At 58.8% G+C, this 13804-nt stretch carries 11 protein-coding genes; 7 read left to right on the top strand and 4 right to left on the bottom strand.

Annotation, left to right across the window (positions count from 1 at the left end):
- Positions 1–352: 352 nt before the first annotated feature.
- From gatB to gatC, 3 genes are read right to left on the bottom strand one after another with little or no spacing between them, the layout of a single operon-like run.
- Positions 353–1804, bottom strand: a complete 1452-nt coding sequence (gatB, locus tag CLH62_RS04485) for an Asp-tRNA(Asn)/Glu-tRNA(Gln) amidotransferase subunit GatB (RefSeq protein ID WP_099616923.1) — start codon at positions 1802–1804, stop codon at positions 353–355.
- Between the two features lie 34 nt (positions 1805–1838).
- The gene (gene gatA, locus CLH62_RS04480; RefSeq protein ID WP_099616922.1) at positions 1839–3296 is read right to left on the bottom strand and encodes an Asp-tRNA(Asn)/Glu-tRNA(Gln) amidotransferase subunit GatA; all 1458 of its coding nucleotides are present in this window, start codon (positions 3294–3296) and stop codon (positions 1839–1841) included.
- 10 nt (positions 3297–3306) lie between these two features.
- Complete coding sequence (gatC, locus tag CLH62_RS04475) at positions 3307–3594, bottom strand: Asp-tRNA(Asn)/Glu-tRNA(Gln) amidotransferase subunit GatC (protein ID WP_099616921.1); 288 nt, start codon at positions 3592–3594, stop codon at positions 3307–3309.
- A 455-nt stretch (positions 3595–4049) separates the two neighbouring features.
- Here gatC and CLH62_RS04470 point away from each other — a divergent pair, with 455 nt between their 5' ends.
- The 7 genes from CLH62_RS04470 (at position 4050) to CLH62_RS04440 (ending at position 13255) form a co-directional block, all read left to right on the top strand.
- The gene (locus CLH62_RS04470; RefSeq protein WP_048497043.1) at positions 4050–5090 is read left to right on the top strand and encodes a rod shape-determining protein; all 1041 of its coding nucleotides are present in this window, start codon (positions 4050–4052) and stop codon (positions 5088–5090) included.
- Positions 5091–5182: 92 nt separating this feature from the next.
- A complete protein-coding gene (gene mreC, locus CLH62_RS04465) occupies positions 5183–6016 on the top strand; it encodes a rod shape-determining protein MreC (RefSeq protein ID WP_407657772.1) in 834 nt (277 codons plus the stop codon).
- The gene (gene mreD / locus CLH62_RS04460) at positions 6016–6492 is read left to right on the top strand and encodes a rod shape-determining protein MreD (RefSeq protein WP_099616919.1); all 477 of its coding nucleotides are present in this window, start codon (positions 6016–6018) and stop codon (positions 6490–6492) included. Before mreC ends, mreD begins: the two co-directional genes overlap by 1 nt.
- A gap of 2 nt (positions 6493–6494) precedes the next feature.
- Positions 6495–7100: a Maf family protein gene (locus CLH62_RS04455; protein WP_099616918.1), complete on the top strand. Its 606-nt coding sequence runs from the start codon at positions 6495–6497 to the stop codon at positions 7098–7100.
- Positions 7097–8578: a ribonuclease G gene (rng, locus tag CLH62_RS04450; protein ID WP_099616917.1), complete on the top strand. Its 1482-nt coding sequence runs from the start codon at positions 7097–7099 to the stop codon at positions 8576–8578. Before CLH62_RS04455 ends, rng begins: the two co-directional genes overlap by 4 nt.
- Before the next feature lie 40 nt (positions 8579–8618).
- Positions 8619–12374 carry a YhdP family phospholipid transporter gene (locus CLH62_RS04445; RefSeq protein ID WP_099616916.1) on the top strand — a complete coding sequence of 1252 codons (3756 nt, stop codon included), beginning with the start codon at positions 8619–8621 and terminating at the stop codon, positions 12372–12374.
- 35 nt (positions 12375–12409) lie between these two features.
- On the top strand, positions 12410–13255 hold the full coding sequence (locus CLH62_RS04440) for a carbon-nitrogen hydrolase family protein (RefSeq protein WP_099616915.1): 846 nt from the start codon (positions 12410–12412) through the stop codon (positions 13253–13255).
- Positions 13256–13263: 8 nt separating this feature from the next.
- Here the strand turns inward: CLH62_RS04440 and yjgA are convergent, their stop codons facing one another.
- Positions 13264–13797 carry a ribosome biogenesis factor YjgA gene (gene yjgA, locus CLH62_RS04435; RefSeq protein WP_099616914.1) on the bottom strand — a complete coding sequence of 178 codons (534 nt, stop codon included), beginning with the start codon at positions 13795–13797 and terminating at the stop codon, positions 13264–13266.
- Positions 13798–13804: the final 7 nt, after the last annotated feature.

Here is a 13804-nt window from a genome sequence, read left to right as displayed (position 1 = left end):
CTCCCAAAAACCGCTACGAGCACGTCCATGTGCGCTTGTTTCCGGCCATCCTTGGCCTCCAACATTTTTGGGAGGCACCTCCTGCCAAGGCCTCGCGCCTTTCAGCGATAGTCAGCAGGAACGTAGGTCGGATTTGCGAAGCATAATCCCACACCTTGTCTATACTGCGGAACTCAACAGCGCGGGTGGGTGGGGCTTTCCAAAACTGTGCGGAGCCATGGATGGCGGAGCTCAAGCGTCACATGGACGTGCCGCAAGGAGCGTGTTTTGGAAAGCCCCACCCACCCGTGCGTTAACTCCAGAAAAAGAAGGCTGGGGCCGCAGCCAAACACCACGCCCCCGCGCCTGAGAATTACCCCCCAAGCTTCTTGACCAGAATCTCGTTAAACAGCTTCGGATTGCCCTGACCCTTGGAGGCCTTCATTAGCGGCCCCATAAACCCGCCAAGCATCTTCTTCTGTTTCTTGGGATCGGATTCCTGCTGATACTGGGCCACCTGATCCGGCATGCCGGCCAGAACCTCATCCACCATGGCCTCGAGGGCTCCGGTGTCGGACACCTGCTTCAGGCCCTTGGCATCGATGATGGCGTCGACATTGTCCTTCTCGCCAGACCAAAGCGCCTCGAAGACCTTCTTCGCGCCGGCGGACGAAATCGTGTTGTCGGCAATCCGCACCACCAGATCACCCAGTTGAGCACCGGTGATAGGGGAGTCGGCAACCGATTTTTCTTCCGCATTCAGGCGGGCAGAGAATTCGCCCTGTATCCAGTTGGCCACCAGCTTGGCGTCTTTGCCGTGGCTGGCGGCGTCCTCGAAGAACCCGGCCAGCTTTGAATCGCCGCTGAGAAGGCCCGCGTCGTAGTCGTTCAGGCCATACTGCTCCATAAACCGTGCTTTGCGCGCATCCGGCAGTTCCGGGAGGCTGTCGCGGGCCTGTTCGATGAACGAGTCATCGATTTCCACCGGCAACAGGTCCGGGCAGGGGAAGTAGCGGTAATCGTTGGCTTCTTCCTTGGTGCGCATGGAGCGGGATTCGTCCCGGTCGCCGTTGTACAGGCGGGTTTCCTGCACGATGGTACCGCCGTCTTCCAGGATGTCCATCTGGCGCTCCACTTCGTGGGCAATGGCCTGTTCCATAAAGCGGAAGGAGTTCAGGTTCTTGGTTTCGGTGCGAGTGCCCAGCGTGTCCGAACCTTTTGGCTTCAGGGAGATGTTGACGTCAAAACGCATGGAACCCTGGGACATATCGCCATCGCAGATGCCAAGGGACGTCACAATGCCGTGCAGTTTTTTGGCAAACGCCACGGCTTCTTCCGCGTTGGTCATGTCCGGTTCGGTAACCACCTCGATCAGCGGTGTGCCAGCGCGGTTAAGGTCGACACCGGTCATGCCATGGAAATCCTCGTGGAGGGATTTGCCGGCATCCTCTTCCAGATGGGCGTGATGAATGCGCACGCGCTTGGTCTCGCCATTGGCCAGATCAAGATCCACATAGCCCGGGCCTACTATCGGGCGTTCCAGTTGGGTGGTCTGGTAACCCTTGGGCAGGTCCGGGTAGAAGTAGTTCTTCCGCTCAAATACCGAGCGGCGTTCGATTTCTGCATTTACCGCCAGGCCAAACATCACCGCGTAACGGAAGGCCTGCTCATTCGGAACCGGCAGGGTGCCCGGCATGGCCAGATCAACGGCATTGGCCTGGGTGTTGGGCTCGGCGCCGTAGGCGGTGCTGGAGCCGGAAAAGATCTTGGTTCGGGTGGCGAGCTGAACGTGAATTTCCAGCCCGATCACAATGTCCCACTGCATAGTTGCTCTCTCCTGTAAGGGGCCTGTCCCGGACTTATTGCGGTTCACGCTGGTGCCAGTCGGTCACCTGCTGGAATTGATGGGCGGCGTTCAGCAAACGGGCTTCGGAGAAATAATCTCCGATAATTTGCAGACCCACCGGAAGACCATCCACAAAGCCCGCCGGCACTGACATGGCAGGAATGCCCGCCAGGTTGATGGCGATGGTGAATACGTCTTCCAGGTACATGGTCACCGGGTCGCTGGTCTTCTCGCCCTGGATAAAGGCAGGCGAGGGCGTGGTCGGGCTCATCAGCACGTCCACTTCCTCGAAGGCGTTGATGAAATCCTGCTGGATCAGGCGGCGAACTTTCTGGGCCTTGAGGTAGTAGGCATCGAAATAGCCGGCAGACAGCGCGTAGGTGCCCACCAGAATCCGGCGCTTCACCTCGGTGCCAAAGCCTTCGGCGCGGGTTCGGGTGTACAGATCCATCAGATCCTTCGGATCCTCGCAACGGTAGCCGTAACGCACCCCGTCAAAGCGGGACAGGTTGGCAGACGCCTCCGCCGGCGCAATCACGTAATAGGCTGCAATCGCCAGCTTGGCGTTGGGCAGGGACACCTCTTTGACCGTGGCACCCAGCTTCTCGTATTCCCTCACCGCATTGCGAACCTGTTGCTCCATTGCCGGGCTGAGCTGGTCACTGAAGTACTCCTTTGGCAAACCGATCTTCAGACCTTTTAACGGCTCGTTCAGAGTGACGGTGTAATCCGGAACTTCACGATCAAGCGAGGTAGAGTCCTTCGGATCGAACCCGGCCATCACGTTCAGCATCAGCGCGTTGTCTTCTGCGGTGCGGGCCATAGTGCCGCCCTGATCGAGGCTGGAGGCAAAGGCAATCATCCCGTATCGCGACACCCGGCCGTAAGTCGGCTTCAGCCCGGTTACGCCACAAAGCGCCGCCGGCTGGCGAATTGAGCCACCGGTGTCCGTTGCCGTAGCTGCCGGCACCAGCCGGGCTGCCACTGCTGCTGCAGAACCACCGGAAGAACCTCCCGGCACCCGTTTCTCACCCTGGCCCAGACCCCAGGGGTTGGTGGTGGCCCCAAAATAGCTGGATTCAGTGGACGACCCCATGGCGAACTCATCCATGTTGGTCTTGCCAAGGCAAACCGCCCCGGCCTGACGGAAATTCGCCGTTACCGTTGCGTCGTAAGGCGGAACAAAATTCTCCAGCATCTTCGAACCACAGGTGGTGCGCACCCCATTGGTACAGAAAATATCCTTGTGAGCGAACGGAATACCCGTCCAGGGCGTGACATTCCCCGCCGCCCGCTGCGCATCTGCCGCCTGTGCATCGGCCAGCGCCTGTTCTTCGGTCACGGTAATAAAACTGTTGTACTTGCCGTCTTCCCGCTTGATGCGGTCAAGGAATTGCTGAGTCAGCTCCACACTGGAAACCTGGCCACTCTCCAGTTCCCGGGAAAGCTCTGCTACGGATTTGTTATGCATGATACGTCCTTCACTCAATAACGCGGGGCACGAGATAAAGCCCGTTCTCGGTGGACGGTGCAATCGCCTGGAAGGCGTCCCGCTGATTGATCTCGGTCACCTCATCGGCGCGCAGGCGCTGAACCGCATTCAGCGGATGGGCCATGGGTTCAACCGCGTCGGTATCGGCAGCACCCAGCTGATCCACCAAATCCAGGATATTGCCCAGATCCTTCTCCAGAGCCGAAACCTGCTCGTCATCCACGCGAATGCGGGCGAGCACAGCGACTTTCTCAATGTCCTTGCGGGAAATGGTCACGCATTGCCTCCCAGATAAATGAAATGTCGTTAATAAATCGTTGTTACGTAAAGAAGGCCACTCTGAGTTGCGGGGACGTTCGGGGATTCCTTTTCAAAACTGTTGAGGGCCATGGACGGCCCGAAACAAGCGCACATGGGCGAAGCAAACGCTTTAGAAGCGAAGCTTCGCGTGCCGCGCCGCGACTGCAATCTGTGATTGCTGTCTGGACCCGCTTGCGGGTGCTCGTAGCGTGTTTTGAAAAGGAATCCCCGAGCGGCCCTACACCGAGGCCGAAAAATAAAGAACGTATGGTAACAGATTCGAACAATCGCGGGAGGCCCCAGCCCACAAGGTAAATGTGTGAACCGTAAGGCGCGAGGCCCGTTCGCGCCTTGCCTGCAGGGGTGCTCACTGCTAAAGTTGCCGCATCTTTTCTACGCGACTGCAACTCTCAGGTTGAAACTACACGAATGTTGATAAAAAGACTCCGAGGCTTATTCTCAAGCGACCTGTCCATCGACCTGGGCACCGCCAACACCCTTATTTACGTCCGTGAGCGCGGAATCGTTCTGAATGAGCCGTCCGTTGTGGCCATCCGTACGAGCGGTTCCCAGAAAATGGTCGCCGCTGTTGGCGCAGAAGCCAAGCGCATGCTGGGTCGTACTCCGGGCAACATCACCGCCATCCGCCCCATGAAAGATGGTGTGATCGCAGACTTCGTCGTCACCGAAAAAATGCTTCAGCACTTTATTCATAAAGTGCACGAAAACAGCTTCATTACCCCGAGCCCCCGGGTACTCGTCTGTGTACCCAGCAAATCCACCCAAGTGGAACGCAAGGCCATTCGCGAATCCGCCCTGGGCGCAGGCGCCCGGGAAGTCTTCCTGATCGAAGAGCCCATGGCGGCCGCCATCGGTGCTGGCCTGCCTGTGGAGGAAGCCAGCGGTTCCATGATCGTGGATATCGGCGGTGGCACCACCGAAATCGCCATTATCTCCCTGAATGGCATTGTCTATGCCGAGTCGGTCCGGGTTGGTGGTGACAAGTTCGACGAAGCCATCGTCACCTACGTTCGTCGCAACTACGGCAGCCTCATTGGCGATTCCACGGCCGAGCGTATCAAGCACGAAATCGGCTGTGCCTACGAAGGCCTCGACATCCGCGAGATCGACGTTCGCGGCCGCAACCTGGCAGAAGGTGTGCCCCGGGCCTTTACCCTGAACAGCGAAGAAATTCTTGACGCACTGCAGGAATCCCTGGCGCAGATCGTCCAGACCGTGAAAAGTGCGCTGGAACAATCGCCGCCTGAACTGGCCTCTGACATCGCCGAACGCGGTATCGTACTGACCGGTGGTGGTGCATTGTTGCGCGGACTGGACAAACTGATCAGCGAAGAAACCGGCCTGCCGGTGATCATCGCTGAAGACCCGCTGACCTGCGTCGCCCGTGGTGGCGGCAAGGCGCTGGAAGTGATTGACCGGGGTGGCATCGGAATGTTCTCCCAGGAGGGATAATCCTGTGGGGAGGGCTCGACATTAAAACCATCTTCGTTCAGGGGCCTGTTCCCGGTTTCAGACTCCTCATTGTTCTTCTCGTATCGGCAGCCCTGGTGGTTGCCGATGCGCGTTTCGACAAGCTCTCAACCGTGCGCAGCACCATTGCCACAGGCCTGGCGCCGGTATACTGGCTCGGCAATGCACCCTACGAATTCACTGACTGGGTGGCAGGGCTGTTTGAAAACAAAAAAGACTTGCAGCAAGAGAACGAAGACCTTCGGGCCCGTTTGCTGATCCTTGAGCGCCGTGCTCTGAAGTACGCGGCCCTTGCTTCTGAAAACAACGAACTGCGCCGCCTGATGAACTCCTCCGAGGTACTGGACGACCGCGTCATCGTGGGCGAAGTGGTCGGTGTCTCTCCAGATCCGTTCTCCCATGAAGTCATCATCAACAAAGGTCGGCGCGATGGCGTGGTGCCAGGCCAGGCCATTCTGGATGCCCACGGGCTGATGGGACAGGTGGTGCAGAGCAGTCAGTTAACGTCTCGGGTCCTGCTGGTGTCTGACAGCAGCCACGCCGTTCCGGTGGAAGTGGTCCGCAACGGATTACGGGCTATCATGCTGGGCACCGGCGATAGCGATACCCTTGATCTGGTCCATGTGCCAGACACGGCGGACATCCGGGAAGGCGATCTTCTGGTAAGTTCCGGCCTCGGTGGCCGCTTCCCCCGAGGCTACCCGGTGGCAGAAGTAAGCCGCATTACCAAGGAACAGGGTGAGCCGTTTGTCTCCATAGAGGCAGCGCCGAAAGCGCAGCTAAACCAGAGCCGTCTGGTGCTGGTGGTGTTTCCGCCTGAAGGATCGTCACCGACCGAAGGTGAGATCGTTGAAGGCGAGTCCGCCACCAACGTTGAGGCAGACGCCGTGCAGGGAGGGCAGGACTGATGCTGTCGGTAATCAGCTATCCGGTTTTCGTACTGTCCGCTATTTTCGCCCTGGTTTTCAGTATTTCCCTGTTCCCCGTTGGCTGGTTCGAGTTCCGTCCCGAGTGGCTGGGGCTGGTCGTTTTCTACTGGACGTTCCGGGCGCCAGCGCAGTTCGGTGTCCTGCTGGCCTGGTGTCTCGGGCTGCTGCTGGACGTTCTGGAGGCCACTCCTCTCGGAGTGAATGCCATGGCCATGGCATTGATCGCCTTCCTGGTGCTTACCATCCACCAGCGTCTTCGCATGTATCCGATGCCCCAGCAGTGTCTGATGGTGTTCCTGTTGCTCGGGATCAACCAGATGCTGGTGCATTTCCTGAAGCAGCTGCTTGGTGGCGAGGATGCCGGGTTCGGCTATCTCTGGCCGGCTCTGACCAGTGCCCTGGTATGGCCGGTCTTTTCCATTGTGCTGGACAACATTAACCGCAAACTGGGTTAGCCATGTCGTCACTCATTCTTGCCTCGGCTTCGCCACGACGGGCAGAGCTGTTGCAGCAAATCGGCCTGAGATTTTCTGTCCGTCCGGCGGATATCGATGAAACGCCGGAGCCTGGCGAAACGCCTGAACACTATGTGGAGCGGCTGGCCAGGGAGAAGGCGCTGGCGGTGGCAGAAACATCTCCGGAATGCCAGGTACTGGGCTCCGATACCTCCGTCGTCCTTGATGGCGTCATTCTTGGTAAACCCTCTTGTGCCGGTGAGGCCAGAGCGACTCTGGTCCAGCTCTCTGGTGCCACCCATCAGGTGATGACCGCTGTGGCACTGGCGTGTGATGGCGTGTGCCATTCCAGGCTGGTGGTAACCGAAGTCCGGTTCAGGGCGCTGTCCGCTAGCGAAATCGAGGCCTATGTTGCCAGCGGTGAACCAATGGACAAGGCCGGAAGTTATGGAATTCAGGGGCTTGGTGGTATTTTTGTCAATGAGCTTCGGGGTAGCTACAGTGCCGTGGTTGGTTTGCCGCTGCAGGAAACATCAGCATTACTGGCGGATGCCGGTTACCCGGTCTGGAAAAACTGGCCGCGCAGTCTGGAGAGCCAAACATCATGAGTGAAGAGATCCTGATCAACGTAACACCCGTGGAAACCCGCGTGGCCCTGGTTGAGAACGGAATGCTGCAGGAAGCCTATATTGAGCGCACCAGCAGGAAAGGCATTGTCGGGAACATCTACAAGGGTAAAGTGGTGCGGGTACTACCGGGCATGGAAGCCGCGTTCGTCGATATTGGCCTGGAGCGGGCGGCGTTTATTCATGCTTCCGATGTGGTTCCGAGTCAGTCCAATGGCGATGAACCGGCCGATGCCCCTAAAACCGTCCCGGACATTCGCAGCCTGCTTCGAGAGGGCCAGTCCCTGGTCGTTCAGGTCACCAAAGACCCGATTGGCACCAAGGGCGCGAGGCTGACAACCCAGCTCTCCATACCCTCCCGGTACCTGGTATTCATGCCCGGGGTCAGTCATGTGGGTATTTCCCAGAGGATCGAGGACGATAACGAGCGCGCACGCCTCAAAACGCTGATCGAGGAAGCCTCTGCAGAGGACCCGGACGTTCAGGGTGGCTACATCATCCGGACCGCTGCCGAGGCGGCTTCACCGGAAGATCTGATAGGCGACATGATCTATCTGCACCGGTTGAGTCAGTCCATTCACGAACGGATTTCCCGCGTTCAGGCACCTGCTGTGGTCTACCAGGATCTGCCCCTGTTCATTCGTACCATCCGGGATCTGATCCGGCCCCAGACCGAGAAGGTCCGCATCGACAGCCGCGAGAGCCACCAGCGGGTAATGCAGTTTGTTGATGAGTTTGTGTCGGAATTTGCCGACAAAGTCGAATACTACCCGGGAGAACGGCCCATATTCGATCTCTACTCGGTAGAAGACGAGATCCAGAAAGCCCTGAGCCGGAAGGTCCAGCTCAAGTCCGGCGGTTACGTGATCATCGATCAGACCGAGGCCATGACCACCATTGATATCAATACCGGTGCGTTTGTGGGTCACAGGAATCTGGAAGAAACCATCTTCAAGACCAATCTCGAGGCCGCCCGGGCCATCAGCCGCCAGCTGCGCCTGCGAAATCTCGGTGGCATCATCATTATCGATTTTATCGACATGGAAGATCCCGAGCACCAGCGTCAGGTGCACCGCATGCTGGAAAAAATGCTGGAGCGGGATCACGCCAAAACCAAGATTACTGGCGTATCGGAACTGGGTCTGGTGGAAATGACCCGAAAGCGCACTACAGAGAGTCTTGGCCAGGTGCTTTGCGAGCCCTGTCCGATCTGTGACGGCCGGGGCTTTCTGAAAACCAGCGAGACCGTGTGCTACGAGGTATTCCGGGAGATACTCCGGGTCAATCGTGCCTACGATGCCGAGAGTTACCTGGTCATGGCATCACAGAGTGTGGTCGACCGCCTGCTGGACGAAGAATCGGACAACGTGGCCGATCTGGAGACGTTTATCAGCAAAACCATTCGTTTCCAGGTAGAGCCGTTTTATAGCCAGGAGCAATACGATGTCGTTTTGCTCTGACCCCGGGGTAATCTGCGGGCTTGGGGAGTAAGGTGCCCGAATGTCCTCCACCGATCACGAGCCGCCGCTTCCGGAGAATCTGCCAGAGAGCCCTCCGGTTCGTCTGGCAGCACGCCTTGCCAGCCTCATCTGGTGGTTCCTGTTGGTGGTGCTGGTGCTATTCGCCCTATACGCCGGCCTGGGTCGCCAACTGACCCAGAACGTAGACAGCTTTCGCGACGATCTGGCTCGCGAACTTTCCGACCGATTGGGGCACGACGTCCGCATTGGCAGCCTCTCCTCACGCTGGTACTGGCTTGATCCTTCTTTTTCTGCCCGTGATATCCGGATCAGCAATGCTGAAACGGGTGTTGTCGTGGCAAACCTGCAGTACCTCAATATCCGGTTTGATTTTCTCGCATCCCTGAGGCGATTGAGAATTGTCTTCGAAGACTTTGAGGCCGACGGACTGGAACTCACGGTTAACCAGGAGCAGAGCGGGGATGTGGCGGTGCGGGGTGCGGACATTCCTGAGCCGGTCAGCAACCAGCTGCGTGAGTGGCTGGAGCTTGCAGGCAACTGGCTGTCTGATCCCTATGTGAAAATTACCCGGGTAGATCTTGGTATCCGGGACAGTCAGGGCAATCGTCGCCATCTGGACATTCCCCAGCTGGATCTGGACTATCGCCGTGGATTGTTCCATGCCTCCGGCCGTGCCATGCAATCTGGTACGACCCAGCAACTGGCCAGCTTTGCCCTGGTGGGAGAGCACTTCTTTCGGGGTGATTTTACCGGTCAGCTATATCTCGATGTGGACTCCGGTCGGCTGTTCGACGGATTGATCGACGAATACCAGTGGCGGACGCTTCGGGTGGAAGGGTTTGATCTTGGCGGTGAGGCCTGGCTGACGTTCCGTGATGGCTTATTGCAACAGGTGACCGGAACGGTTCGGACACCGTACCTCCAGCTTGGTGTCGGGCAGGAGTCTCTGGCGCCGCTGGAGGACATACAGGCCCGGTTTGGCTGGCGCCGTCATGAGCACGTCATGACCGAGAAAAGCCCTGGCGATCCGGATTCGCTTGCCCTCGGAGAGTGGCATCTGAAGCAGCTCCAGTGGACCTGGGATGGTGACGTGGTGTCCCCGTTCAGTCTGCGTCTGGCGCCTTCGGAAGGCGGTATGTCAGTGATTGCCGATGCGCTGCCGCTAGCGCCCACCCGCCGCCTTGCCGCGAGGCTTCCGATCCTGCCGGAACGGGCCTTGAGGGCAATGCGCAATTATCGCCCAGGCGGATTCCTTGACCAGCTTGAAGTGTACCTGCCTGACGAGTCACCAGAGAAATTCGAGCTTTCGGGCCGGCTTAGGGATGTCAGTATCCGGGCCTACGGCGGAGCACCCGGGGTGACATCCGTTAACGGCTTGATCTTTCTGGACAGAGATAACGGCTATGTGGAGATTGCGGCCGGGGAAACTCCCGTGCGCCTCGATTTTCCCCAACTGTATGGCAGTGCCTGGACATTTCCGGTGGCTGAAGGCCAGGTCGCCTGGCAGCTGGACGGCGCCATTACCCGGGTATTTTCCGATGGTGTCCGGATGGTCTATAACGAGAACACGGAACTCGAGGGTGCGTTTGACCTGAAGCTGGACCGAGAGGGCGAGGACAACCTGGGCCTCCGGGTGTCGTTGAAAGACGGCACCGCAGCAATGTTGGCGGATTTTGTTCCGGCCAAAGTTGTCAGTCCCGAATTGTACGAGTGGCTGACCACGGCCATCCGCGAAGCGGATATCACTTCCGGAACCTACTACGGGCACGGCCAGATAGGCTCCGATGCCCCGAAGGGCTCCTTCGTTTCCTCCATGGTCTACCAGTTCGACCAGGCTATCGTTCGCTATGACGAAAACTGGCCGGAGGTTCGCTCCGCCCGGGGCCGGGTGGAGGTTCACAACGGCAACACGCTGGTCCAGCTCGAAGCCGGTGAGACAGGGGGGCTGAGTCTGAACCCTGGCACTGTCAGGGTGATACCCGGAGCAGAGGGCGCCCAGGTAAGAGTGGACGTGTCGGCGATGGTGCCGGGTGAGTCGATTGGCTACTGGATGGACAACAGCCCTCTGGGTGAATTGGCGGGGGCTGAAGCACGGAAACTACAGTATGGGGGTCAATATCAGGTCGCACTCGCAATTGATCTGCCACTTGGCTCGGGGCAACCCCCCGTGGTTGAGGCCAACATTGCTGTTGATGACGGTGCCATTGCTTACCCCACCGCGAGCTTGGCCTGGGAAGGCATCCAGGGCGAACTGACTTACCACAGCGAAGATGGTTTTTCCGGCGGACCACTGGCGGCGACCTTCTTCGGTGAGCCGGTCACCATAGGGTTCAGTCGCGCCCGGTCAGGGGAAGCTCTCAGCATCCGCCAGTCCGGAGAACTTCCGGTGCCGGGTGTTTTTGCCCGTGCGGGGCTTTCGGAGAAGTCGGGTTTTGGCCTCCAGGGAAGGGTGTCCTACACCGCCGAACTGGACGTGGGGGCTGACTCGACCTCCGGCATCCGGGTGCGCTCCAGTCTCGAAGACCTGGCCGTTGACTGGCCGGAGCCGTTGGCAAAACCTGCTGGCGAAGTGGCGCCTCTGAGAGCAGTCATTAATCCGTCCGCTGCCGGAGGCCTGGGGATCACCGGCGAATGGGAAAACCGGCTGGCATTCGATCTGTTGTGGAAGGAGACCGGAGTTGATCTGCGCCTTGGCCACCTTTATCTCGGGAGCCAGGTATTGACTGATATTGACATCAATGCTCTGGATCTCGGCGACCGCTGGGTGGTCACAACGAACTCAAAACGCGCGAAGGGGCGGGTGGCGATCCCCGACGATGGCGATACCGTGATGGTGGATTTCGAGGTCCTGCGGCTCCTGCGCAGCGAAGGTGCTGCGAAGGAGTCCGCGGATTTGCTCACCCTGAAAGAACAGCTCGAAGCGTTCCGGGCTCTCGATATGGGCAACTGGCCCGACATTAACGTAACCGTCGCCGATCTCCAGCTGGACACTGATTCTTTGGGACGCTGGGCTTTCCGGCTCCGCCCCGAACCCTACCGGTTGAACGTCAATGATATACAGGGGCAGCTCAACTCCCTGACTCTGATGGGTAACATGACCTGGAGCATCGTTGATGAGCGGGAGACAAGCCGGTTCTGGGGATCCATTAACGGTGGTGCTCTGGCAGACCTGAATGAGCTGTTCGACACCGAGATGCCGGTGACCAACAAGGCCACCAACATCGAGCTGGACCTGGACTGGCCGGGCAGGCCGGATGAATTCTCGGTAGCGGAGCTCAATGGCTCGGTCAGCCTGAGGCTGGATGAAGGGGTGATTCTTGAGCGTAGCAACACCGCGCAGCTATTCCGGGTCTTCAACTTGCTGAACGCCGACACCTTGTGGCGGCGACTCAAGCTCGATTTCTCCGATCTTTACGAGCGGGGCGTGGCATTCGATGCAATTTCTGGTAAGGCTCAGGTCATCAATGGCCTGCTGACGATGGATCCGGAACTTCAGGTGGTGGGCCCCTCCGGTGCTTTCAAACTCAGTGGAGCGACGAATATGGCCAGTGAGGAGCTGGATATGCGTTTGGTGGTTGTGTTGCCCCTGACCCAGAATCTGCCGCTGGCGGCACTGCTGATGGGAGCGGGTGCCCCCATCGGCGGCGCGTTGTTTGTACTGGACAAGATCCTGGGCGACCCTTTAAGCAAGCTGACCAGCGCAACCTACAGCGTTACAGGCACATGGGATGAGCCAGAAGTGGACTTGCAGCGGGTATTCGATAACGGTGAATAACAGCGACCGTTGAATAACAATGTGGGGAGGCAGTCATGAGCGAACGGATTTCCAGTCGGGTTGCAGCCATTCAGATGGTAAGCAGCCATGATATTCAGGCCAATTTGGCCGAAGCGGAGCGATTGCTGGCCGAAGCCGCGGGACAGGGGGCCGAGGTTGCCGTGCTGCCGGAAAATTTTGCGGTTCTGGCAACCAGCCAGATGGTTGATTGTGGCCGCAGGGAAGCCGGTCCCGACCCGGTGATACGGGCCTTTCTGGCGCACCAGGCCCGGAAGCTTGGTATCTGGATTGTCGGCGGCTCGATGCCTCTGGCACAGCGCCCGGATGGTTCAGATATTGAAAGTCGGGTGCGGGCAAGCTGCCTGGTGTTTGATGACCAGGGAACAGAAGTCGCCCGTTACGACAAGATCCACCTGTTCGATGCCATGGTTGAAGACGCCCATGGCCAGTACCGGGAATCCGACACCTTTGAGCCGGGGGAACAGGTGGTTACCGTGGACACGCCGGCTGGGAAGCTGGGTCTCGCCATCTGCTACGACCTGCGGTTTCCGGAGCTGTTCAGGGCGCTGAGAGAGCGGGAGGCCGACTGGGTATGCCTGCCGAGTGCCTTCACCTGGCAAACCGGTGATGCCCACTGGCACCCTCTGATCCGGGCACGGGCCATCGAAAACCAGGTCTGGGTGGTGGCAGCCGGGCAGGGTGGCCGGAACAGTGAACGGCGACGGACCTATGGCCACAGCCTGATCTGCGATCCCTGGGGCCGGGTAGTGACTGAAATTGGTGAAGGCCCGGGAGTTGTCGCCGCGGAACTGGATACCGACCAGTTATCCAACCTCCGTACCCGGATGCCGGTCTGGGAGCATCGTCGTCTCAAAGGCTGAAGACGGGCTTAACCGATAGCCTCGGCGTCGTCGATGCACTCCCGAAGATAGCGGAACAGTTTCCGGGCCTGGCCCGTGTTTTTCTGTTTTTCGACATCTTTTCGGGCATTCCTGGCCAGGTTGCGCAGGTGTTGCATATCTGCACCCGGGCAGTAGCTGAAGAATTCCCCCACTACCGAATCGCCCTCGGCAATCATCCGGTCGCGCCAGCGCTCCGCCAGGTGGTGCCGGCGTGTGTGTTCCTCGCTACCGGCATCGAAGGCGTCGATGGCCTTTTCCAGGGCCTCGGGGTCGTCTTCCTGGCGAATGATCTTGCCAATGTACTGCAAGTGCCGGCGCTTGGCCTCATTCTGGCGGATACGCCGCGATTCCTCGATGGCAGCTCTGAGGGTCTCGCTGATCGGCAGGGTTTCCAGCTGATCGTTGCTCAGATCCAGCATCCGCTTGCCCAGAGCCTGCAATGCATGCATGTCCCGTTTGACCTGGGATTTGCTCGGGCCGTCGTATTCCGGCGCGTCGTTGTCGTCTTGATGATCTCTCATAATTCTG

Origin of the sequence: Marinobacter guineae, assembly GCF_002744735.1 — a bacterium.
Taxonomy (GTDB): domain Bacteria; phylum Pseudomonadota; class Gammaproteobacteria; order Pseudomonadales; family Oleiphilaceae; genus Marinobacter; species Marinobacter guineae.
Note: the sequence above shows the minus strand (reverse complement) of the source record. Positions and strands in the feature narration are given on the sequence as shown.

Bases quoted from the DNA above. Each gene is read 5' to 3' on its own strand.
- CLH62_RS04445 (WP_099616916.1), top strand. From the start codon at position 8,619: ATGTCCTCCACCGATCACGAGCCGCCGCTTCCGGAGAATCTGCCAGAG.
- rng (WP_099616917.1), top strand. From the start codon at position 7,097: ATGAGTGAAGAGATCCTGATCAACGTAACACCCGTGGAAACCCGCGTG.
- yjgA (WP_099616914.1), bottom strand. From the start codon at position 13,797: ATGAGAGATCATCAAGACGACAACGACGCGCCGGAATACGACGGCCCG.
- CLH62_RS04455 (WP_099616918.1), top strand. From the start codon at position 6,495: ATGTCGTCACTCATTCTTGCCTCGGCTTCGCCACGACGGGCAGAGCTG.
- CLH62_RS04440 (WP_099616915.1), top strand. From the start codon at position 12,410: ATGAGCGAACGGATTTCCAGTCGGGTTGCAGCCATTCAGATGGTAAGC.
- gatB (WP_099616923.1), bottom strand. From the start codon at position 1,804: ATGCAGTGGGACATTGTGATCGGGCTGGAAATTCACGTTCAGCTCGCC.
- gatA (WP_099616922.1), bottom strand. From the start codon at position 3,296: ATGCATAACAAATCCGTAGCAGAGCTTTCCCGGGAACTGGAGAGTGGC.
- mreD (WP_099616919.1), top strand. From the start codon at position 6,016: ATGCTGTCGGTAATCAGCTATCCGGTTTTCGTACTGTCCGCTATTTTC.